Source organism: Alpinimonas psychrophila (assembly GCF_014137865.1).
Taxonomy (GTDB): Bacteria; Actinomycetota; Actinomycetes; order Actinomycetales; family Microbacteriaceae; genus Alpinimonas; species Alpinimonas psychrophila.
Window position 1 is genome coordinate 118,439 of sequence record NZ_JACGWU010000002.1, and the last position, 20,689, is coordinate 139,127.

Sequence of the window (20,689 nt, forward strand, 5' to 3'; positions counted from 1 at the left end):
CCTAGTTGTTCCACTGGACCGGCACAGCGGTCGGGACGCGGAAAGAAAGATTGTCACCAAAGGTGATGGGGGCCCCGGGAGCGAGCTGCAACTGAGGAAGGCGCTTGGTGATTTCTTCCAAGGCAACGCGGGTCTGCAGCTTGCCGAGCATGTTTCCGATGCAGTAGTGGATACCGAAGCCGAACGAGAGGTGGTTGCGGGCATTCTCTCGCGCAATGTCGAAGGTGTCAGGATCGGGAAAGATCGAAGCATCGCGGTTGGCCGAGCCCATAAGAAGCAGCACGTTTGACCCTTGAGGAATGGCAACGCCAGCGATTTCGGCATCGACGACGGCGGTGCGGCGCCACGCAAAAATGCTGCCACTGACGCGCAGAATCTCGTCAATCGCCCCGTTGATCTTCGTGGGGTCTTCGGTGATGGCTGCGTAGGAGGCAGGGTTTTCCAGCAGAACCCGAACCGCGTTGGAGATCAGCGTGGTCGTGGTCTCGTGGCCCGCAAAAAGAAGGCTGTAGAGGAACGAGGCAATCTCGTGATCCGTGATCTCATCGCCGGCCGCTTGCAGGTTCACCAAGTCGGTAACGAGATTGTCTCCCGGCGTGATCTTGGCGTCGGTGACGAGCTTCACGCAGTAGTTCCAGTAGTTGACCATGTTGTGAGCGTGCGGAATCTGCTCGTCATCGGTGAGGTCACCCCACGTCAGGGTGGCGCGGCTTCCGCCCCATTCTTTGACTTCGCCGATCATGTCGGTTGGGACCCCGATGAGGGTGAAAATCGTGATGGTGGGGAGGTCATAAGCGACATCACTCAAGATGTCGGCTGGTGAACCCTTGGCAATCATGGCATCCAAAAGAATGTTCGTGTTTTCACGGATAAAAGGCTCGAGGACCTTGTATCGACGGGGCGTGAAGGCCTTCGTGGCCACGGCGCGAATGCGAGTGTGCTCGGGTGGAACGCGAGCCGACAGACCGGAGTAAGTGGTGAAACCACCGTCATCCATGACCTTCTTGGCTGCTGCACACAGTGGCTTGACGGGCGCCTGAGCGTTAGCCGAGGAAAAGGCCTCCCAGTTGTCGAACGTCTCCTTGATGTCTGCGTAGCGCGAGACGACGAAGTAGCCAATCCGGTCATCGAACATGACGGGGGCTTCTTCTCGAAGCTCCTGGTACGCGCCAAAAGGGTCAGTGAGCTTGAAGGGCTCAAAGCCGTGATAGTCGGGGGTTGCCGGGGCCTGTTGCGTTGTAGAACTCATCGAGTTCCTCCTTGAACGAGATCGAGTTCTCTTAGTTTCATCCCGCTACGTTCGAAGCCAAAATAGTTTTCTCATTCAATGAGAACGACTTTAGTCACGATTTTTTAGCCTGCGGAAATGACGTCTTGCGCCCGGGAACGTCGGGTCCAATTCTGGCGAGCTAGAGCAACATTCGTGCCGAGAGCCCTACCATGGCGCCCTCGATGCGGTGCGCTGTTCCGGTGAGCATCGGCAAGAAACGGCTGACCTCTCGGTACCGATTCGATTCGAAGACCAAACCAACAGAGGCGACCGTCGTCTCGTTAAACACAATCGGAACAGCCACCGAGAGGGCGCCGGGACGCATTTGTTCAATCGTGACGGCGTATCCCTGTTGCCCAATTTCTTCGAAGAGTTGTCGCAAAATGACGGGGTTCGTGACCGTCATCGGTGTCGGCTTCTCCAGCTCGCCCTCGAGATACGCATCGATGAACCACCCAGGTTGGGCGGCCAACATAACGCGACCAACAGCGGTGGCGTGCAAAGGCAAGCGTCCACCGACGCGGGAGACCACGGGCAACTTTCGTGAGCCATAGAGCTTGTCAACGTAGAGGGATTGCGTACCTTCTCGAATGGCAAGGTGCACGTTTTCGCGGGTCAAGTCAAAGAGATCTTGCAAAAACGGATGCGCGCGATCGCGCAACCTGCGACCTGCAAGTTGCCCGAGCTCCCAAATGCGAAACCCGATCTGATACTTGCCGTCGGACCCCTTGCGCAGGCCACCCCATTCTTCTAGTTCGCCAACTAGGCGATAGGCGGTAGAAAGGGGAAGTCCTGACTTCTGGGCAATGCGTGAAACAGAAAGCGACCCGGGGGCATCCTCAAAGGCAGCCAACACCGACAGCGCACGCGACGTGACGCTGGGCCCGCCTGCGGCTTCGCTCGCGCCCTCCGTGCTCCCCGTTATCTTGGTGCTCTCACCCATGATTTACACAGTACTCGTGTGAACCCTTTCGGTCAGCTGTCCACCCAGAGGTTGAGTGAACCGGCATCCCGGGAGTAGGGTGAAATGGTGCTCGCAGTCCAGTTGTAGGCGGGCACACTACGGTAATACAGACCCCTCGGAGGCTAATGTCGATTCCAGATTTTACCGGAATCGAGCCGGAATCGTCTTGGACGGGGCTCAAGTCGGATGAGGCTTGGCCACGTCAGCCTGCGTTGTCCATCCGCGGCCTCAGCAAGCGTTTCGGTGACCTCGTGGCTGTCGACAGCATTGACCTCGACGTTCCCGTTGGCTCGTTTTACGGCCTCGTGGGCCCCAACGGTGCGGGCAAAACGACGACGCTTTCGATGTCCACCGGACTCATGCGCCCCGACTCCGGTACGATCCGCATTCAGGGCGTCGACGTGTGGGAGCACCCGCTCGAGGCTAAACGCCTCGTAGGCGTCCTCGCCGACGGTGTGCGTCTTTTTGATCGCCTCACCGGGGAACAGCTTGTCACCTATTCAGGCCTGCTGTCTGGCATGGATCGCCCCACTGTGGCAGTGCGCGTTGCCGACCTACTGCGGCTGCTCGACCTCGAGGTAGCTGCAGGAACCCTTGTGGTGGACTATTCGGCTGGCATGACCAAGAAAATCGCCCTCGCTTGTGCGCTCGTGCACGCCCCGCGGCTACTTGTACTCGACGAACCCTTCGAATCCGTTGATCCCGTGTCAGCGGCAAACATTCGCGATATCCTCGCCGGCTATGTGAAGAGCGGCGGTACGGTGATCGTTTCCAGCCACGCCATGGACCTCGTGCAACGGATGTGTGATCACGTCGCAGTGATAGCGGCCGGACGAGTGCTGGCCGCGGGCACCATCGACGAAGTGCGCGCAGGCGCGTCCTTAGAAGACCGTTTCGTAGAACTGGTTGGCGGGCGCCACCATTCGGAGGGCCCGGAATGGTTGCGCATCTCCTAAAACTTCGTCTGCTCGTTCTCAAGAACACCCTGTTGCGTAGCCCGTGGCAGCTCGTCGCCGTGATCTTTGGTGGCGTCTATGGCCTTGGCCTACTTGCCTCCGGGGGTGCCGGACTCTTTTTCTTGAGTCGGGCGCCCGTCGACCTCATCCGCACGGTCACCGTCCTTGGTGGATCGATCCTCGTGCTCGGCTGGATTCTCATACCGCTGCTCGCCTCAGGCATCGATGTGACCCTCGCTCCGGATAAGCTTCGCACGTTCCCGATTCCTTTGAATCAGCTTTTGCTTGGACTGTTTGTCAGCGGCGTGCTCGGGGTGCCGGGAATCATGACGTTACTGCTGTCGCTCGCCACGATCGGGACCTGGTGGCAGTATCCGCTTCTCGCCCTCGCCGCGATGGCTTGCGCGGTTGTCGCCGCGGCGACCTGCGTCGTAGGATCGCGGATGGTTGTCAGCCTCGCCACGGTGTTCTTCTCTGGCCGCCGGTTCCGCGAAGTGATCGGCCTCGTCGCCCTCGTGTTGTTGTTGCTGTCTGGCCCGATTATTGGCACCCTCACGACCGGGTTCGGCACCGCCTCTTTTTCAACGCTCGCAAGCTATGCCGAGGTTTTGTCGTGGACTCCGCTTGGCGCCGTATGGGCAGTGCCCGCCGAACTCGCGGCTGGTAACGGAATTACAGCCGGAGCGAAATTTCTCATCGCCGTCGCGACCCTCGTCGCGGCGACTTTGCTGTGGCGCCACAACCTCGCAGCCGTGCTGGTTACTCCCCCACACTCGACTAATCGGCACACAGGCGCAGGAGCAAGAGCAGGCAAACTTGGCCTCTTTGCCCGAATGCCTGGCACTCCGGCAGGCGCTGTCGCCGCCCGTTGCCTCACCTATTGGATGCGTGACCCTCGCTACGGGCGACAACTCACCTCGCTGCTCATCGCGCCGGCACTCATGGTGTTCTACAGCATCCTCTTCGATTCAACCAACTTTTTAATCGCGATCGGCCCGTTCCTGGCTCTCACCCTCTCGCTCGCAATCTTCAGCGACGTGTCCTACGACAGCACTGCATTCGCCGCTCACCTCGCCTCAGGCATTCGCGGGATCGACGATCGCAGAGGCCGTATTGTCGCCATTAGTGTGTTCGCGGTGCCGATCACACTCCTCAGCGTGATCGTGCCCATCGCGTTTGCCGGAACGTGGGCTCTCCTGCCGGCCATTCTGGGGCTCTCGATCGGCCTGTTACTGAGTGGCTTCGGGCTCTCGAGCGTGACCTCCGCCACCATCGTCATGCCCGTGCCTGCGCCGGGAGAGAACCCATTCGCTTCGCGGCCGGGCGGGGGTTTCTCCGCAATGGTCTCGACGTTCGCCACGTGGGGCATTTTGTCGCTGCTCGTACTGCCCGAAATCGCCCTCCTCGTCACCCAGCTCATTACCGGCCAACTGTTTTGGGGGTGGCTCGCGCTTCTCGTGGGTATCGCCCTCGGTATCGTGTTTTTGCGACTCGGTGTTCGTCGAGGGGGCGTGCGCCTCGACGTGCGCGGAGCCGACCTGTTTGAAAGTCTTCAGCGCCAACGGTGATTACCCGGTCAATGACCTTGACCCCATGCATTCTTCAAGGGCACGAAGGCACAGGCAGCCTAAAAATCAAGCGTCTCGTAAAAGTCACGGTGGCGATCTAACAAGGCCGGAATACCGTAGTTCTTCCCCCACGTGGCAAAATGTTTCGATTCACCGTGAACACGAAATGCGTCTTGATCCGTGTAAATTTCGAAGATTCTGAAGGTGCCGTGTTCGGCTGGGTCTTGATAGACCTGAAAGTAGAGGTTGCCCTCCTCGGCACGAGACAGTTCAGAAAGGTGAGCGAGGGCCTCGGCAACAATGTGTTCGCTTCCGGGCTTAGCAATCCAAATTGCGTTGCAGACGTACGACATTGTTGGTCTCCTTCGTGTGTTTGAGGATACCCCCTCACGTCGACCCCGTCAGCATCAACAAAAATGCAACGGCTTTGCCCCCCGTCTATTAGCGTGAATGCGGGAGAGCTAAAGGGCCTGAAGCACGACGGCAGAGCCCTGCCCACCACCACCGCAGATTCCGGCAGCACCGATCGAACCCGATCCCGCGGCCGCGAGTCGCCGCGCAAGGTGGCCCACGATACGAGCGCCCGAGGCGCCAATGGGATGTCCCATGGCAATGGCACCCCCGTGCGCATTGACGATGGCGGGGTCTACGCCCAAAATCCGAGTCGACTGCACGGCCACGGCAGCAAACGCCTCATTGATTTCGACGGCGGCAAGCTCGCCAACGGTCACAGTGGTCTTCGCCAAAGCCGCGTTGATGGCGTTGGCCGGCTGCGCGTGAAGGGAGTAATCGGGGCCAGCCACGAAAGCGTGCGACAGCACGCGGGCAATTCCGCTGATGCCGCGGGCGGTAGCCGCGGCATCGCTCATGAGCACGACGGCAGCAGCGCCATCTGTTATTTGCGACGCATTACCCGCCGTGATGGTGCCGTCGGGGCTAAAGGCCGGGCGCAACTTTGCGAGAGATTCCACGGTAGTTTCCGGCCGTACACCGTCATCAGTCGCGATGGAAACCGAGCCCGAACGGGTCGTCAGGACGTACGGCTCAATTTCGTCTTCGAGAAAAGCTTGCGAAGCTGCAAGACGAGCGTGAGAAGCGGCCGCGACCTCGTCTTGGTCGATCCGGCTAATCCCGAGAGGCACGATGTAGTCCTCCGTGGAGGCACCCATGGAACGCTTCTCGAAGGCATCCGTCAGGCCGTCATGTTCGACCGTGTCGAGAAACTCGATGGCGCCATACTTCTTGCCAACACGCGAGCCCGACCACACGTGAGGTGCAAGCGACATCGACTCTTGCCCCACGACAACGACGATATCGGCCTCACCGGATTCGATGAGGCGCACCCCCGCCACGATAGCTTCAATGCCCGACAGGCATACGGCGTTCAGTGTGAGAGCGGGCACCTTCAGTGGAATTCCGGCACCCACCGCGGACTGACGGGCGGGGTTTTGCCCTGCACCGCCCTGCAGCACTTGACCGGCATAGACGTTGTCGACCTCTTCAGGGGCAACCCCTGCGCGGGCGAGAGCCGCCGTGATGGCGTGCGCTCCCAGTGCCGTTGCCGGAACGCCCGACAGTGAGCCGTTGAACTTCACGAACGGCGTGCGGGCATAACCCACGATCAGAGTGGACGTGGCGGCGGCGCTCATGAATTTGCTCCTACGATGGCTGAATCAAGGTCAATGGAAAAGGGTGCTCCCGTTTTTGCGGCAATTTCGGCCTCGGTGACCCCGGGGGCGAGGGCGCGCAGGACAAGACCATTCTCGCTGACATCGAAGACGGCCAGGTCACTGATAATGCGGTCCACGACGCGGGCACCAGTCAACGGCAGGTCGCACTCCATCACGATTTTGTGGCTCTCGTCCTTGGCAACATGCTCGGTGAGAACGATGACGCGCGGCGTTCCCGCCACCAAGTCCATGGCGCCTCCCATCCCTTTTACGAGCTTGCCGGGAATCGTCCAGTTGGCGAGGTCCCCCTTGGCGGAGACCTGCATGGCGCCCAAAACGGCCAGCGCAACGTGGCCCCCACGAATCATGCCAAATGACATTGCGGAGTCAAAGAAGCTTCCGCCCGGCATCAACGTGACGGTCTGTTTGCCGGCGTTGATGAGATCCGCGTCTTCGTCACCGTCGAAAGGAAATGGGCCCATACCGAGAAGTCCATTTTCACTCTGCAACGTAACGTTGACGCCTTCGGGAATGTGATTTGCCACGAGCGTGGGAATACCAATTCCGAGGTTGACGTATTCGCCGTCTTTGATTTCGGATGCCGCAATGGCGGCCATCTGATCGCGAGTCCAAGGCATGATGAGTCCCTTCCTAGTTTGCCGCTACGAGCGGAGAGTCAGTCAATGCGTCGGAAAAAACGGTGCGGGAGCGAACGGTGCGCTGTTCGATTTCTTTTTCCCGAGCCTTGGCCGGGATGAGGCGCTGGATGAAAATTCCGGGGGTGACGATGATGTTGGGGTCGATGAAGGCACTCTCCACTATGTGCTCGGCCTCGGCAATCGTCAGGCGGCCACACTGAGCGACCAGCGGATTAAAATTTCGGGCCGTGTGGCGGTAGATCAAGTTACCGGCGGAGTCGCCCTGGTAGGCATGCACGAGAGCAATATCGGCCACAATTCCGCGCTCCAAAACGTAGGTTTCGCCGTCAAAGTCCATGTGTTCTTTGCCCTCGGCAATGGGCGTACCGACCCCGGTCTTTGTGTAGAAGCCCGGGATCCCCGAACCACCAGCACGCATCCGCTCAGCGAGGGTTCCTTGCGGAACGAACTCGACTTCAAGTTCCTTATCAAGATACTGACGCGCGAAGAGCTTATTTTCGCCGACGTAGGACGCCAGAACCTTGCTGACCTGACGATTCTCCAGCAGGATGCCGAGACCTTTGCCGTCAACGCCCATGTTGTTCGAGACAATCGTCAAATCTTTCGCGCCCGAATCGCGTAATGCCTCGATGAGGTCGCTGGGATTACCACTCAGGCCAAAACCGCCCACGGCAATCGTTGCACCATCAAAAACAATGTCACGCAGAGCTTCTGCGGCTGTTGACCATATTTTGGACATCGGATTCCTTTGTCAGCATTCGAAATGACCTCCTTCGCGCGGTACCCCGGAGAATTTCTTTGAATCTAACGCTGTAAATAATTGGCCACAAAGGAAATTCGTAAATTCACGTCAGAAATACACAGCGTGGACGCCCCTGCCCCATATGCTCAACATATGGACAAAATATGAACGCCGTAACTGTGCCCGGCACACAAGTCGTCTCGCGGGTCGCGAAACTCTTGCGTATCGTGGGCAAAAAAAGTGACGGCGTGGGGGCAACGGAAGTGGCACGAGCCGCAGGGCTGACTCGCCCCACCGCCCACCGCCTGTTGACCGCTCTCACCCAGGAGGGCCTGCTGGATTTCGACACCGTTACCTCGCGATGGTTCTTAGGACCCGAAATTTACCTGCTCGGCTCACTGGCGGCCCAGCGATTCGACGTCACCGATATCGCCCGTCAGAGTGTCGCCACGCTCGCCGAGCTCACCGGAGAAAGCGCCTTTCTTTCCGTTCGTCGCGGCAATGAGACGGTCTGTCTCCTCCGCGAAGAAGGAAGTTTTCCCGTTCGTTCTCACGTGCTCACCGAGGGCATCCGGTTCCCCTTGGGCGTGGCCTCGGCAGGTCTGGCCATCTTGGCTTTCCTCCCCGACGACGAAATCGAGGCGCACCTGCGCAATATGGGTGATCGCAATGGCATCGCCGAAGACCGGGCCGGGAACTCACTGGTGCCTCGATTCGGTGAAGAGCACAGCCGTGAAAAGGTGTGGGAACGCATCCGTCACACCCGAAAAAATGGTTACGCCCTCAACCCGGGACTCTTGGTCGAAGGCAGTTGGGGAATGGGCGCCGCTATCTTTGATGCCGCTGGCCGCCCCGCCTGGGCCTTGAGTCTCACGGGAATCGACTCCCGTTTCAAGCCCGAGCGTCAGTCCGAGCTCGGCCAGCTCCTCGTCGAACAAGCCCACATCGTGACCCGCAAGCTGCGCGCCGAATCGTCCCGCTCGTAGCATCCCGCCCGAAGCATCACGCTAAGACAAGGACCCCGCCGTGATTACCCTGGAAGATGTCAGCATTATTCGTCAAGGACGCCCCACCCTCGACGGCGTCAACTTCGCGGTTCAACCGGGCGAGCAGTGGGCGGTGATCGGCCCAAATGGTGCGGGAAAATCCACACTGCTCAGCATCTGCGCCACGGTCACCATGCCCACCCGCGGTGAAGCCTACGTCTTTGGTCAACGCCTCGGCGCGGTCGACAAGGCTGAGCTGCGTCGCAAAATCGGGTACGTCACGAACCATCACCAGCTTGAGTGGCCCCTGACCGCCCTGGAAATTGTGTTGACGGGGTTCACAAATTCCCTCGAGACGCCTATGCGCTGGGTGCCCACTGCCGTCGAGTTAGCGCAGGCAAAGAGTCAATTGGAGAGGTTTGGGCTGCGCGAGATGGCCGACACGAAGTGGATGAAACTCTCGCAGGGCGAACTCGCTCGGCTTCTGTTGGCACGGGCACTATTGATACCGCCCGCGTTGTTGCTTCTGGATGAGCCGGCTGCCGGCCTTGACCTCGGAGCCCGTGAGCAGGTGCTCGACCTCCTCGCCGGTCTCACGGCAGAGAACCCACTCCTGGCGACCGTGATGATCACGCACCACCTCGGGGAACTGCCAACATCGACAACCCATGCCGCTCTCATGTTTCACGGACGCATCATCGCCAGCGGCCCGGCGGCTACCGTCTTGACCACGGAGAACATTTCCACCACCTTCAAGCGCCCCATCGCCGTCGACTACGCGCACGGCCGCTGGAGTACCCGCTCTCTCAAACCCTGAAACTAGGGCTTTTGGCAGCGGGTGCAGAAGTGCGATCCGCGGTTCATGAAGCTGACGCGCCGCATTTCCGTTCCGCACCGCGGGCACGGCTTCCCCTGCTGTCCGTAGGCGTTCAGGCTATGGGAGAAGTATCCAGATTCGCCGTTGACATTCACATATTGGGCATCGAAGCTCGTTCCCCCCTCAGCAAGAGCTTTCATCAGCACCTGGCGAACCTCAGCCAGTAGAGTTCGCGCTTGCTTCACCGAAAGCGTGTCGGATGCCCGGTCAAAGTGCAGCCGCGCCGCCCACAACGCTTCATCGGCGTAAATATTGCCAATTCCGCTGAGCAGAGTTTGGTCGAGCAGGGCTCGCTTGATTCCTGTGGATTTTGTGCGCAGGCGCGCGATGAAAGCGTCGTCGTCAAAGGTAGGATCGACCGGATCGAGGGCAATGTGAGCGGCCTGCGACGGAACGAGAACCTGCACGTTACCTATCCCAATGCCTTGGGTGACGAGTTCATCGACCGCCATTGACCCAAAGATGCGCTGGTCCACAAAGTTGATGGCCAGCTCGCCCAGAACCGGATGCTTCACCTGATATTGAATGCGCAAATGCCGGTCTGGAGCGGCATCCGGAGCGCGCAACAGCACCTGGCCGCTCATGCCGAGGTGGGCCACGAGAGCGTCACCTGAGTGCTGGCCAAGCGCTGAACCCGCCGAACCCGCTGAACCCGCCGAATCGAGCGGAAACCACAAAAACTTTCCGCGGCGCTCTGCCGAGAGAACAGTTCGACCCTCCAGCATGGCGACGAAGTCACCCCGGCGTGCATCGTGACGCTTTAACGAACGTGGCTCAAAAACAGAGACCGATTGAATGGTCGACCCCACCAGGGCCGGCTCTAGCCCTAAGCGAACGACTTCGACTTCGGGGAGTTCAGGCATTGTCGAGCATGGTCCAGGCGGTCAGTGCCGCGGCCATCTCGGCGTGCTTTTTGCTCGTGCCGACACCTTCGGCCGAAACAAGGGTGCCCACGGTTACCGTGGCGGTGAAGACACGCGCGTGATCGGGACCATCGGCGACAACGGCATAAGTAGGAGCATCTGGTCCCAGTTTTGCGACACGTTCCTGAAGACTCGTCTTCGGGTCCATAGCGGCACCAAAGCGGTGAGCATCGGCGAGCAGCGGGCGAACGAGCCTTAAGACGAGCTCGGTCGCAGCATCGGCACCGTTGGAGACGTAAGTAGCCCCGATCAGTGCCTCCATCGTGTCGGCCAGAATGGAATCTTTGTCGCGGCCACCGGTCAGTACTTCACCGTTGCCGAGCCGAATGAACTGCCCCAATCCAATACGGCGGGCAATTTCGGCTAGGGCCGTCGTGGAGACGAGGGCGGCGCGGCGCTTGGCCAGCTCACCCTCTTCGAGGGTTGGATTCTCGGTGAAAAGCATGACCGTGACGGCCTGCCCCAAGATGGAGTCCCCGAGAAACTCGAGGCGCTCGTTGTGGGCGATCCCTCCATTTTCGTACGCGAACGAGCGGTGAGTGAGCGCGAGCTCACACAACTTTTCACCAATCGTGACGCCCAGCATTGCGGCGATATCGACAGCAGAAGAAGAATGCGTCGACGTTTGCGAAGCCGATGGGCGTTGCGAAGCCGAAGGCGACGCGGAGGGAGAACCAGACACGACGAATAACCGTCAGTAACTGAAAAAAGGGAGGGGGTAACGAATAGTCAAAGGACTAAACGTCAGCAACCTTACGGCCCTTGTATTCCATGAACAATGGCGTGCCAGCGGAATCTTCGACAACCTTGGCGCGGTGAGGCAGGCTGTAGGTTACTTTGCCGTTGGAGTCAATGGCCTTCACGAGGGTGGGAGGCGTGGCCTTCCACTGGGCGCGGCGCATGCGGGTTGAGGCCCGCGACATTTTGCGTTTGGGAACAGCCATGGCTATCTCTTCTCTGTGCTTATCTACTTCTTGGCGGTGACGTCGTCACCGGTGTCTGTGGAAGCTTGGAACTGTCCAAGCGCAGACCAACGGGGGTCCAGGCGCTCTTCGAGCTCGGAATCCGACCGTTCAGCCAAACGCTCGCCGTTCTCAGGATCAAGTCCGGCGCAGTCTGGCCGGCAAACCGGCTGGAACGGAAGTGCAAGCACAACCGCATCTCTAATCAGAGGTTCAAGATCCACGTGGTCATCGTGAACTTCATAATCAAAAGCTTCGTCTACAGAGTACGCGAAAAGCTCGGCAAATTCGACTTGAAGCGGCAGCGTCATCTCGGTGAGGCACCTTCCGCACTCCCCTTCGGCCACAACATCCACGGATCCACTGACCAGGATGCCATCGTGAAGAACTTCAAGACGCACCTCAACGTCCATGTCGGCACCGGGCATAACGGCCACAAGACTCTCCCCAAGGCGTTCGGGAACGGCGATTTCTAACGACAGTTCGCGGTGCTCACCGGGACGGTGCATGAGGTCGAAAATGGGGACCTTATAAACAGTGTTGACAAATTTAACCACTTATCAAGTGTACGGGCCGCACGCGTTGGTGAAAAAAACTATTGGTTGGCTTGCAGATACTCGGCAACCACGTGCGGAACGTAGGGTCGAACATCCCCGCCCAAAGCGGCAACCTGACGAACGAGCGAACTCGAAACGTGGGCCTGACCGGGGTCCGGCAGCATGAAAAGTGTCTCGAGACCCGTGAGATTGCGGTTCACCAACGCCATCGGAGTCTCATAGGTGAGGTCCAGCTGGCTGCGCACCCCTTTAACCAGAATGTGGGAACCGACCTCCGTGCAGTAATCCACGAGAAGGCCCATACTCCAGGATGCGACCACGATGTTGCTGGAGAGTCCCGCGTCCTCAATGGCTTTCTCAATCAGCGTGACTCGCTGCGCAATCGGCAACAACGCCGACTTACCGGGGTTGTGCACGACAACGACGTGAACCACATCGAACAGTCGCGCGGCACGGGCAATTACATCGATATGGCCCAGCGTGATGGGGTCAAACGATCCAGGGACAACGGCGATCCTGTTCATGGCACCAGACTACGCAAAGTTTGTTTCCAGCAGGACATGACGAGCCGAACGGATGCCCAAAAAGGTTAATTCTCATCCGACCATGCGGGGCGTGTTAGTTCTTATCGAGAAAGTCACGCTCGGCTTCGCTCAGTCGGCGGTGAAGAGCCTCGGCGAGCGCGGAGTGCGTTGTAAGTTGCGGGTCGTCCGTCAACACTTCGGCGGCGAGCTCACGCGCATCAGCGATCAGGTCACCATCGCGGGCAGCCCGCAGGAGTCGTAGCGAGGAGCGCGCACCGGATTGACTCACGCCGAGGACATCCCCCTCGTGGCGCAGTTCTAGGTCGATGCGGGCCAGCTCAAACCCGTCCGTGGTCGCGGCCACGGCCTCAACCCGCTCGCGGGCGAGGGTGTCTTCTTCGGCGTAGGTCACGAAGAGCGCAAGCCCCGGCACAGATCCGCGACCGACCCGCCCGCGCAACTGGTGGAGCTGCGAGACGCCGAACCGATCGGCATCCATGACCACCATGGTGGAAGCATTGGGAACGTCTACGCCTACTTCGATGACCGTGGTCGCGACGACAATGTCGACGGTGCCCGCGGCAAAGGCCTGCATCACGGATTCCTTGTCCTCACTGGACATGCGACCGTGGAGGGCCTCGATGCGCTTGGACCCCAGTACCGGATGCTCGCGCAACAGCACCGTGATCGACTCCACCGAGGCAACCATTTTTGCGTCGTCGAGAAGCGCTTCAGCATCATCTTCGGGAACACCCGCAGAATCGATAGCCGGGCACACCACGAAGACTTGGCGCCCCAGCGCGACCTCTTCGCCGACCCGTTCCCAAACCCTTGATAACCAGGCCGGATGCGCGGCGAGCGCCACCGCGTGCGAAGTGATGCCCGCACGTCCCTCGGGCAGCCCGACAATCGTGGAGATGTCGAGGTCCCCAAACACCGTCATGGCTACCGTGCGCGGGATGGGAGTAGCGGTGAGCACGAGAACGTGCGGGGTGATGTTGTTCCCCTTCAGGCGCAGCGACTGACGTTGCTCAACTCCGAAGCGATGTTGCTCGTCCACGACGACGAGCCCCAGGTCGAAGAACTCAACGTTGGCGCTCAGCAAGGCATGAGTGCCAATGATGATGCGGGACTGCCCCGAAACGGTGCGCAGCAAGGCCTGACGTTTGGCGGCAACGGGCAACTGGCCGGTGATGAGCGTGGGCATGAGGGTGGCCGCGAGGTCGGGGCCGAGGGCCTTGGTAATCGAACGCAGGTGCTGGGAGGCCAACACCTCGGTGGGAGCCAGCAGAACGGCCTGACCACCGGAGTCGGCAACCTGCAGCATCGCGCGCAGGGCAACGAGCGTCTTGCCACTGCCAACCTCTCCCTGTACGAGGCGATTCATGGGTGCGGAACGGGCAATATCCGTCGCAATCTCGGTACCAACGGTGACTTGGTCGGGGGTGAGAGTGAAGGGCAGAGAGGCATCGAGACGATCTAGATATCCGCCGGTCTTGGGCGGTCGAGGGGTGGAGTCCCGCATTTGAGACTTCGCGCGTTGGTCAAGAAGAGCAACCTGCAAGACGAAGGCCTCGTGAAAGCGGAGGGTGTCCTGCGCTTTTTGCCAGTCGCCGTCGGTCTCGGGCTGGTGAATCTTGGTGAGCGCGTCGAGCCAGCCGAGGAGTTTGCGTTTGGTGCGCACCGATTGGGGAACGGGGTCCGGCAATCCTTCAGGCAACTCCGCGAGGGCGGCAAGCGCCAATGCCACCGCCTTGCCTATTTGCCAACTCGCGAGAGTGCTCGTGGCCGGGTAAATGGCGATCGGGGTCAAGGCCCACTTGCGGGCATCCTGATCGCCGGTCTCGCCGTTATCTTCAAACAGTTCATAGTCGGGATGCGCCAGCTGCAGCGCCCCCCGATACGCCCCCACTTTGCCCGCGAAGATTCCACGCACGCCGGGCCGGAGGTCTTTTGCCCGCCACGCCTGGTTGAAGAACGTGAGTGTCATGATGCCGCCGGAACGACCATCCGTAATGCGAACTTCGAGCAGAGACCCCTTGCGGGCGCGCATCGGGCGTTCGCGCACATCCAGAACCTCGGCGACGATAGTGACATTTTCGTCGATGGGAACGTCGGTGATGGCGGTCAACTCACCCCGACTGGCATAACGGCGGGGGTAATGCGCGAGCAGGTCGCCCACCGTGAGCATGCCAAAAGCTTTCTTGAAGGATACGGCCGAGCGCGACCCCAGAACGGCCTCCAGCGGAGAATCCAAAGTGATGGCTGGACGCTTTTCGGAGAAGGCAACGGAAGCAGTCGCAGGCATGAGGCAAGTTTACCTAAGCCCTCACGGCGTAGGCTGGTCGACTGTGACACGCATCATTTCGGGCTTCGCCGGCTCCAGAGAACTCAAGGTTGCCCGCGAAGGCACTCGGCCCACCAGCGACATGGTGCGCGAAGCGATTTTCTCGGGGCTGGATTCCCGCGACGTGTGCGAGGGCGCCCGCGTTCTTGACCTGTACGCCGGTTCCGGAGCTTTGGGGCTCGAGGCACTGAGTCGCGGTGCCTCCAGCGTGGTGCTGGTCGAAAAAGGCATTCAAGCCGGAAAGCTCCTGCGCATCAATGCCGAGATGGTGCGCACGGTCGGCAACCTAACCCCCGCGGCCATTGGCGTCTCTGTGATTGCTGTGAGCTCCTACCTCGCGTCACTGTCGGTCCGCGGTTCTTCAAGTTCCGGATTTGATCTCGTGTTCGTCGACCCGCCCTATGACATGCCTGAGGAAGAAGTCGCCACGGCGCTCACCGCCCTCGTGCCCGCCCTCAACGACGAGGCAATCGTCATCCTGGAACGAAGCACGCGCTCCCCCGCGCCAGCACTGCCCGCCGGCCTCAAGCTTGACCGCAAGAAGAAGCACGGCGAGACCACCATCTGGTGGCTCGAGAACGTCATTGCCGACGTCATCTGACGATCTACGAAGTTTCGCCATTCCACCCGGCGTAGGGGTTCCAGCCGTTCTCTGAAATGGAGGTTCCGCCGAGGGCGACATGCGGGCTCTCACCCTCCTCGCACGCATCGACGAAACCGATTGCCAAGAACCCCTCGGGCAGGGTGACGGATGCCGGAAAGGTCATGAGCAGCGCGTGGTCCTCGCCGGCGAACAGGATTGCTTGGCGCGCCCGCGCAGCGTCGATTCCTAACTCGATGGCGAGTTGCCCCGAAAGATCATCAATCACATGCTCGTCGAGGTTGAGTACTACGTTGCTCGCGCGCGCGATACGCCCGGCATCCATGACCAAAGAGTCAGAAATGTCCATGGCGGCATGAGCCCCCGCTAGCGCTCCAATGACCCCCTGGGAAATCGGTGGAAGCGGCGCCAGCTGAGCTTGCAGTGCCGAGGCGCGTGCCTTGGCCCGTTCCCCCGCAAACAGCGCGGCCAGACCCATGCCGGCGAGCCCTAGGCGCCCCACCACGGCGATAACGTCGCCGACCTGAGCCGTGGAGCGCAGCAGGGGCTCACGGCCGCCAAGATCGCCAAAAGCAGTGACACTCAAGGTGAGAACGGTCGACACGCTGAGGTCTCCCCCGACAACCCCGCATCCTGGAGCTAACTCGAGACACGCGTCGCGCAGGCCATCGGCAATATCTTCCATAAAGGTCACGGATGTGGTGGCCGGCGCCGCAATCGACACCACCATGCCGGTGGGACGTGCGCCCATTGCGGCAACATCCGCAAGGTTCGTGGCGGCTGCCTTTACCCCGAGGTCGTGACCGGAGGACCACTCGAGGCGAAAATCCGGACCCTGAATCATCATGTCGGTGGTGATGACGAACCGACCATCGGGGGCTTTCATCACGGCGGAGTCGTCACCGGGCCCGACCAGAGTCGCCGACGATTCCGGCAGTCGGGGAAAAATGCGGGCGAGAATCTCCGATTCGCCCAGATCGGCCAGCGTTAGCTCGGGCTCGCTTCGTTCACTCACCCACTCACGGTATCCTGAACTCGATGAAACTTCGCACTCGAACCGGCCTGATGTCCTCCGTCGTTGTTGCCGTTTTCGCTCTCTCCGGTTGCGTTGCCGCTGTTCCCATGGATCCGGCCCCCGAAGCGAATAGCCCCGCCTGCGCGGCCGTCACAGTGCGCCTTCCGGATAAGGTTGCCGATCAGGCGAAACGGGAAACGCATGCTCAAGCCACCGGAGCGTGGGGCGATCCCGCCGCCGTTCTCCTCACCTGCGGGCTCGCAAAACCTGGTCCCACGACCATGCCCTGCGTCACCATCAACAATGTTGACTGGATCGAAGATGACTCCCTCAAGCCGCTCTACACTTACACAACATTTGGGCGCGACCCCGCCGTGCAGATCGCCATCGATTCGAATACCGTGAGCGGCAGTACGGCCCTCGTTGACCTGAGCGGTGCGGTTTCCACCGTGCCCGTCTCTGGCCAGTGCCTCAGCCCTATCGACGTCTACAGCGGCTAATATCCCCGACTAGGGAAAACCCTCTGCAATGCAGCCGGGCATTTCCTCAGCTTCGCGGCGTGTAATGCCACTAACGTAAGTTAGGTGACCCTAACTTCCGAGCCACCCGTCCAGCCCACCACCCGCATTTTCCGCTCACAATCAAAGTGGGTTCAGGGCGTGGGTTTCATGATCTTCTTCAGCCGCTGGCTGCAGGCTCCCCTCTATCTCGGGCTTATCATTGCTCAGGTTGTCTACGTTGTCGTCTTTATGACCGAACTGTGGCACCTCGGCGAGGGTGTCCTCGGGGGACTCTTCTCCGGTCACGGGCTTCAGGTCAACGAAATCGACATCATGCTCTCGGTCTTGGGGCTTATCGATGTCGTTATGATCTCAAACTTGCTGATCATGGTCATCATTGGCGGATACGAAACCTTCGTTTCGAGAATCAACCTCAAGGGACACCCGGATCAGCCGGAATGGCTCTCCCACGTGAACGCCAACGTGCTCAAGGTCAAGCTGGCGATGGCCATCATTGGGATCTCTTCGATCCACTTGCTGAAAACGTTCATCGCGGTAAATGACTTGCCCGCCGAGGGATCAACCTCGGAAGATGGCGCGAACTACACGGCCTTAGGTGTGTTCTGGCAGGTCATGATTCACCTGGTCTTCATCATCTCCGCCGTTGCCTTGGCGTGGATCGACAAGATCTCCCACACCTACATGACGCCTAAGAGCCTCGATGCGCCAGGGCAACCTGGATGAGTTCGTCAATCAGCGCTGAGTAGTTCAGCCCTGATTCCTGCCAGCACCTCGGGAACATCGAAATCGTGGTGAACCCGGGCATGGTGTTGATTTCGTTCAACACAAAACCGGTCTCGGTGAGAAAGAAGTCGACGCGGGCTAGGCCAGCCCCGTCGATGGCCTCGAACGCCCGAATCGAGAGGCGTTGCAATTCGGCGAGCTCGTCCACAGTAAGCGGTGCGGGGCAGACAAGTTCGATACCGGGGGCGTCGAGGTACTTCGCCTCGAAGTCATAGAACTCGCGGCCCGTAATAACAATTTCTCCGGCAACGGATGCGCGGGTCGGCTCCCCCGGACGCCCTTGCAGCACGGCGCACTCGACCTCCCGGCCGACTACTCCGCCCTCGATGAGGACGTGGTCATCCTCGGCGAAAGCAACATCCATGGCCGCCGCAAAGTTATCCCAGCGCGATACTTTGCTGACCCCAACGCTGGAACCCGCGCGGGCCGGTTTGATGAAGACCGGCAGTGTCATCTGCTCGGCCATCGCCCGGATGGCCTGAGGGCGCTTTCCCCAGTCAAACCGGTTGACGGTGCGCCAGGGGGCAACCGCAATACCGGCGGCTTGCAGAACGAGCTTTGTGAAGTGCTTGTCCATGCCAAGGCTCGAGGCCAAAACACCCGACCCAACGTAGGGCAACCCACACAATTCAAGCATTCCCTGAATGGTGCCATCTTCGCCAAAGGGTCCATGCAAAATCGGGAATACGATGTCAACCGAGCCAAGTGACCGGTCGACACCATCGCCAGAAACCCATAACTCCCGAGACGACACAGACTCCGGCCAGTGAATGCGCGTGCCGTTATCGTCAACCTCGGGCAGCTGGCCGGCGGTCAACACGTAATCATCGGGGTTGGCGCTGGCAAGCGTGAAAGCACCGTCGCGCGTAATTCCGATGGGAATCACGTGATAGACGTTGGAATCAATTGCCTGAAGGACTCCCCGAGCCGTCGCGCAGCTGATGGAATGCTCGCTTGAACGACCCCCAAAAAGCACCGCGACCGTAAGTTTGGCTGTCATCGAGTGCCCTTTCGCCTTGCGGCTCGTCGGAGTCAGTAGTGAGGTGCGGAGCAATGTCTTTGGGATCGAGCGTACCGGCGAGCACTTGGCTGACTTGCTCCACGATGGGCATGTCGACGCCCCGAGCGTGAGCCAGCGACAAAATGGGTGCCACCGAAGCGAGCCCCTCCGCCGTCTGTTTCATTTGCTTGATGACGTCGGTCAATGTGTAGCCCTGGCCCAGAAGCCGACCGGCCGTGTTGTTGCGCGAGAGCGGTGACTCACACGTCGCAATCAGGTCCCCGAGGCCAGCAAGACCCGCGAGAGTTTCGGGCTGCGCACCGTAGGCCACTGCAAAGTCGGTCATTTCGGCGAGGCCGCGCGTAATGATGGATGCTTTGGTGTTGTGCCCGTAGCCCACACCATCGACAATGCCGACGGCTACGGCAATGAGGTTCTTCAGAACTCCGCCAAACTCGGTCCCGGGAACATCGGTGTTGACGAAGCACCGAAAATACCGGTTGGTCGCCGCCGTGGCCACGAGGCTCGCCGTTTCGAGGCTCTCGCTGGAGACGACAGCAGCCGTGGGTTGCTCCTTCGCAATCTCGAGTGCCAAGTTGGGTCCACTCACCACAGCAATGTACTGGGGGTCAATGGGGAGCTCTTCGGCAATGACCTCGCTCATGCGCTGGCCAGTTCGTTTCTCGACACCCTTCATCAAGCTGACGACAATCTGCCCATCGGTGACGAACGGCGCTGCGGTGACGAGGTTCTCGCGAAGGGTTTGGGCGGGAACGCAAAAGTAAATCTGTTCGGCGCCCACGATGGCATCCGCCATGTTGGAGGTCGCTTTTACATTCTTGGGCAACGCGATACCGCGCAAGTAATCGCTGTTACGGTGCGTGGCGTTGATCTCGTTGGTGAGCTCTTCGCGTCTGGCCCACAGGGTGACGTTGCTGCCACCGTCGGCCAGAATCTTCGCAAACGTGGTGCCCCAGCTACCCGCGCCGATCACGGCAACACGGCGGGCCGCCGGTGCGACCACTTTCCTACTCAAAATTTTCCCGTTTCATTTTGATTATGGTCGGCAGGATTCCAGCGAATCTCCGGAGCCTTCTCACCACGTAAGTCTTCCAGTAAATGCGTGATCGCGTCCATCACGACCGCCGTAGCACCCACCAAAATTGCATTTGTCAACGGCCTGCCAGTAAAAGCCGAAAGGTCGACCGGGTCACCGATCTTGATATGAATGGTGTGACGCGGAAAAAATGAGATCTTGTTGGAATACCGGGGCATCACATCTTGGGTCCCCCAGTGCGCCACGGGAACGACAGGAAGATCGTATTCCAGCGCCAAGCGCACCGCGCCCGTCTTTCCCCGCATGGGCCACAGGTCGGGGTCACGCGTAAGGGACCCCTCCGGATACACGATGAGCGCGCGCCCGTGAGAAACCATCTCGGCCGCCGCCTTCAACGACTCGACGCTGCGAGAAACACCGCCACGTTCCACCGGAATCTGTCCCGATCTGCGCAAAAGCCAACCGAGGATCGGCACACGCAGAATGCTCGCCTTCGCCAAAAAACGCGGCAGGCGTCCGAGATACCAGACGGCCGAGCCGACCAGCACAGGGTCAATGTTGGAAAAGTGGTTGGGCGCAATAATCACGGAGCCCGTACGTGGCATCTTTTCGGGGTCGTAGAAACGAAACTTCGCGATAACCGCCACGAGCGGGAGAGCAATGCCGGCGAGGATCCAAAAGACGGAGGGCCGACTCCGTTCTGTCAC

At 60.0% G+C, this 20,689-nt stretch carries 23 protein-coding genes; 7 read left to right on the forward strand and 16 right to left on the reverse strand.

Annotated features, from left to right (window positions below; translation table 11 throughout):
• Position 1: 1 nt before the first annotated feature.
• Together FB555_RS05170 and FB555_RS05175 are read right to left on the reverse strand one after the other, a co-directional pair.
• Complete coding sequence (locus FB555_RS05170; RefSeq protein WP_182484401.1) at positions 2-1,249, reverse strand: cytochrome P450; 1,248 nt, start codon at positions 1,247-1,249, stop codon at positions 2-4.
• Between the two features lie 160 nt (positions 1,250-1,409).
• Positions 1,410-2,213 carry an IclR family transcriptional regulator gene (locus FB555_RS05175; protein ID WP_182484402.1) on the reverse strand — a complete coding sequence of 268 codons (804 nt, stop codon included), beginning with the start codon at positions 2,211-2,213 and terminating at the stop codon, positions 1,410-1,412.
• A 146-nt stretch (positions 2,214-2,359) separates the two neighbouring features.
• Between FB555_RS05175 and FB555_RS05180 the strand changes: the two genes are divergently transcribed.
• Positions 2,360-3,190: an ABC transporter ATP-binding protein gene (locus FB555_RS05180; protein ID WP_182484403.1), complete on the forward strand. Its 831-nt coding sequence runs from the start codon at positions 2,360-2,362 to the stop codon at positions 3,188-3,190.
• Complete coding sequence (locus tag FB555_RS05185; protein ID WP_182484404.1) at positions 3,172-4,758, forward strand: transporter; 1,587 nt, start codon at positions 3,172-3,174, stop codon at positions 4,756-4,758. The genes FB555_RS05180 and FB555_RS05185 overlap by 19 nt, the downstream gene beginning before the upstream one ends.
• A gap of 59 nt (positions 4,759-4,817) precedes the next feature.
• On the opposite strand, the gene FB555_RS05190 is transcribed toward FB555_RS05185, so the two are convergent.
• From FB555_RS05190 to FB555_RS05205, 4 genes are all read right to left on the reverse strand, one after another.
• On the reverse strand, positions 4,818-5,111 hold the full coding sequence (locus FB555_RS05190; protein WP_182484405.1) for a putative quinol monooxygenase: 294 nt from the start codon (positions 5,109-5,111) through the stop codon (positions 4,818-4,820).
• 108 nt (positions 5,112-5,219) lie between these two features.
• Entirely contained in the window at positions 5,220-6,407 is a 1,188-nt protein-coding gene (locus tag FB555_RS05195) for an acetyl-CoA C-acyltransferase (RefSeq protein ID WP_182484406.1), read from the reverse strand.
• Positions 6,404-7,066, reverse strand: a complete 663-nt coding sequence (locus tag FB555_RS05200; protein WP_182484407.1) for a CoA transferase subunit B — start codon at positions 7,064-7,066, stop codon at positions 6,404-6,406. The genes FB555_RS05195 and FB555_RS05200 overlap by 4 nt, the downstream gene beginning before the upstream one ends.
• 13 nt (positions 7,067-7,079) lie before the next feature.
• Positions 7,080-7,826, reverse strand: a complete 747-nt coding sequence (locus FB555_RS05205) for a CoA transferase subunit A (RefSeq protein WP_182484408.1) — start codon at positions 7,824-7,826, stop codon at positions 7,080-7,082.
• Between the two features lie 167 nt (positions 7,827-7,993).
• Between FB555_RS05205 and FB555_RS05210 the strand changes: the two genes are divergently transcribed.
• Together FB555_RS05210 and FB555_RS05215 are read left to right on the forward strand one after the other, a co-directional pair.
• Positions 7,994-8,815 (forward strand): IclR family transcriptional regulator, encoded by an 822-nt coding sequence (locus tag FB555_RS05210; protein ID WP_182484409.1) that lies wholly within the window; start codon positions 7,994-7,996, stop codon positions 8,813-8,815.
• A 40-nt stretch (positions 8,816-8,855) separates the two neighbouring features.
• Complete coding sequence (locus tag FB555_RS05215) at positions 8,856-9,632, forward strand: ATP-binding cassette domain-containing protein (protein ID WP_182484410.1); 777 nt, start codon at positions 8,856-8,858, stop codon at positions 9,630-9,632.
• A 2-nt stretch (positions 9,633-9,634) separates the two neighbouring features.
• Here the strand turns inward: FB555_RS05215 and mutM are convergent, their stop codons facing one another.
• The 6 genes from mutM to FB555_RS05245 all read right to left on the reverse strand — a co-directional run bounded on the left by mutM (position 9,635) and on the right by FB555_RS05245 (position 14,966).
• Positions 9,635-10,555, reverse strand: coding sequence for a bifunctional DNA-formamidopyrimidine glycosylase/DNA-(apurinic or apyrimidinic site) lyase (gene mutM, locus FB555_RS05220; protein ID WP_182484411.1), 921 nt, complete (start codon positions 10,553-10,555; stop codon positions 9,635-9,637).
• Positions 10,548-11,201, reverse strand: a complete 654-nt coding sequence (rnc, locus tag FB555_RS05225) for a ribonuclease III (protein WP_182484536.1) — start codon at positions 11,199-11,201, stop codon at positions 10,548-10,550. The genes mutM and rnc overlap by 8 nt, the downstream gene beginning before the upstream one ends.
• A gap of 151 nt (positions 11,202-11,352) precedes the next feature.
• A complete protein-coding gene (rpmF, locus tag FB555_RS05230) occupies positions 11,353-11,559 on the reverse strand; it encodes a 50S ribosomal protein L32 (RefSeq protein WP_182484412.1) in 207 nt (68 codons plus the stop codon).
• Positions 11,560-11,582: 23 nt separating this feature from the next.
• Positions 11,583-12,134 carry a YceD family protein gene (locus FB555_RS05235; RefSeq protein ID WP_343046408.1) on the reverse strand — a complete coding sequence of 184 codons (552 nt, stop codon included), beginning with the start codon at positions 12,132-12,134 and terminating at the stop codon, positions 11,583-11,585.
• Between the two features lie 38 nt (positions 12,135-12,172).
• Positions 12,173-12,658, reverse strand: a complete 486-nt coding sequence (coaD, locus tag FB555_RS05240) for a pantetheine-phosphate adenylyltransferase (RefSeq protein ID WP_182484413.1) — start codon at positions 12,656-12,658, stop codon at positions 12,173-12,175.
• Between the two features lie 94 nt (positions 12,659-12,752).
• The gene (locus FB555_RS05245; protein ID WP_182484414.1) at positions 12,753-14,966 is read right to left on the reverse strand and encodes an ATP-dependent DNA helicase RecG; all 2,214 of its coding nucleotides are present in this window, start codon (positions 14,964-14,966) and stop codon (positions 12,753-12,755) included.
• Between the two features lie 43 nt (positions 14,967-15,009).
• On the opposite strand from FB555_RS05245, the gene FB555_RS05250 reads away from it, so the two are divergent.
• Entirely contained in the window at positions 15,010-15,606 is a 597-nt protein-coding gene (locus FB555_RS05250; protein WP_182484415.1) for an RsmD family RNA methyltransferase, read from the forward strand.
• 4 nt (positions 15,607-15,610) lie between these two features.
• On the opposite strand, the gene thiL is transcribed toward FB555_RS05250, so the two are convergent.
• Entirely contained in the window at positions 15,611-16,621 is a 1,011-nt protein-coding gene (gene thiL / locus FB555_RS05255) for a thiamine-phosphate kinase (protein ID WP_182484416.1), read from the reverse strand.
• Between the two features lie 23 nt (positions 16,622-16,644).
• Between thiL and FB555_RS05260 the strand changes: the two genes are divergently transcribed.
• A complete protein-coding gene (locus FB555_RS05260; RefSeq protein ID WP_182484417.1) occupies positions 16,645-17,121 on the forward strand; it encodes a DUF3515 domain-containing protein in 477 nt (158 codons plus the stop codon).
• A 168-nt stretch (positions 17,122-17,289) separates the two neighbouring features.
• Positions 17,290-17,865 (forward strand): TIGR00645 family protein, encoded by a 576-nt coding sequence (locus FB555_RS05265; RefSeq protein ID WP_220475859.1) that lies wholly within the window; start codon positions 17,290-17,292, stop codon positions 17,863-17,865.
• Here the strand turns inward: FB555_RS05265 and FB555_RS05270 are convergent.
• Genes FB555_RS05270 through FB555_RS05280 form a run of 3 tightly spaced genes read right to left on the reverse strand, consistent with a single transcriptional unit; the run spans position 17,831 to position 20,689 of the window.
• On the reverse strand, positions 17,831-18,925 hold the full coding sequence (locus FB555_RS05270; RefSeq protein ID WP_182484419.1) for a D-alanine--D-alanine ligase family protein: 1,095 nt from the start codon (positions 18,923-18,925) through the stop codon (positions 17,831-17,833). The two genes, FB555_RS05265 and FB555_RS05270, sit on opposite strands and share 35 nt — an antisense overlap.
• On the reverse strand, positions 18,828-19,949 hold the full coding sequence (locus FB555_RS05275) for an NAD(P)H-dependent glycerol-3-phosphate dehydrogenase (protein ID WP_343046409.1): 1,122 nt from the start codon (positions 19,947-19,949) through the stop codon (positions 18,828-18,830). The genes FB555_RS05270 and FB555_RS05275 overlap by 98 nt, the downstream gene beginning before the upstream one ends.
• Positions 19,950-19,957: 8 nt before the next feature.
• The gene (locus FB555_RS05280; RefSeq protein ID WP_343046410.1) at positions 19,958-20,689 is read right to left on the reverse strand and encodes a lysophospholipid acyltransferase family protein; all 732 of its coding nucleotides are present in this window, start codon (positions 20,687-20,689) and stop codon (positions 19,958-19,960) included.

Bases quoted from the DNA above. Each gene is read 5' to 3' on its own strand.
- FB555_RS05260 (WP_182484417.1), top strand. From the start codon at position 16,645: ATGAAACTTCGCACTCGAACCGGCCTGATGTCCTCCGTCGTTGTTGCC.
- FB555_RS05245 (WP_182484414.1), bottom strand. From the start codon at position 14,966: ATGCCTGCGACTGCTTCCGTTGCCTTCTCCGAAAAGCGTCCAGCCATC.
- coaD (WP_182484413.1), bottom strand. From the start codon at position 12,658: ATGAACAGGATCGCCGTTGTCCCTGGATCGTTTGACCCCATCACGCTG.
- FB555_RS05205 (WP_182484408.1), bottom strand. From the start codon at position 7,826: ATGTCCAAAATATGGTCAACAGCCGCAGAAGCTCTGCGTGACATTGTT.
- FB555_RS05210 (WP_182484409.1), top strand. From the start codon at position 7,994: ATGAACGCCGTAACTGTGCCCGGCACACAAGTCGTCTCGCGGGTCGCG.
- mutM (WP_182484411.1), bottom strand. From the start codon at position 10,555: ATGCCTGAACTCCCCGAAGTCGAAGTCGTTCGCTTAGGGCTAGAGCCG.
- FB555_RS05200 (WP_182484407.1), bottom strand. From the start codon at position 7,066: ATGCCTTGGACTCGCGATCAGATGGCCGCCATTGCGGCATCCGAAATC.
- FB555_RS05270 (WP_182484419.1), bottom strand. From the start codon at position 18,925: ATGACAGCCAAACTTACGGTCGCGGTGCTTTTTGGGGGTCGTTCAAGC.
- FB555_RS05180 (WP_182484403.1), top strand. From the start codon at position 2,360: ATGTCGATTCCAGATTTTACCGGAATCGAGCCGGAATCGTCTTGGACG.
- FB555_RS05175 (WP_182484402.1), bottom strand. From the start codon at position 2,213: ATGGGTGAGAGCACCAAGATAACGGGGAGCACGGAGGGCGCGAGCGAA.
- rnc (WP_182484536.1), bottom strand. From the start codon at position 11,201: ATGCTGGGCGTCACGATTGGTGAAAAGTTGTGTGAGCTCGCGCTCACT.
- rpmF (WP_182484412.1), bottom strand. From the start codon at position 11,559: ATGGCTGTTCCCAAACGCAAAATGTCGCGGGCCTCAACCCGCATGCGC.
- FB555_RS05185 (WP_182484404.1), top strand. From the start codon at position 3,172: ATGGTTGCGCATCTCCTAAAACTTCGTCTGCTCGTTCTCAAGAACACC.
- FB555_RS05195 (WP_182484406.1), bottom strand. From the start codon at position 6,407: ATGAGCGCCGCCGCCACGTCCACTCTGATCGTGGGTTATGCCCGCACG.
- FB555_RS05170 (WP_182484401.1), bottom strand. From the start codon at position 1,249: ATGAGTTCTACAACGCAACAGGCCCCGGCAACCCCCGACTATCACGGC.
- FB555_RS05265 (WP_220475859.1), top strand. From the start codon at position 17,290: ATGATCTTCTTCAGCCGCTGGCTGCAGGCTCCCCTCTATCTCGGGCTT.
- FB555_RS05190 (WP_182484405.1), bottom strand. From the start codon at position 5,111: ATGTCGTACGTCTGCAACGCAATTTGGATTGCTAAGCCCGGAAGCGAA.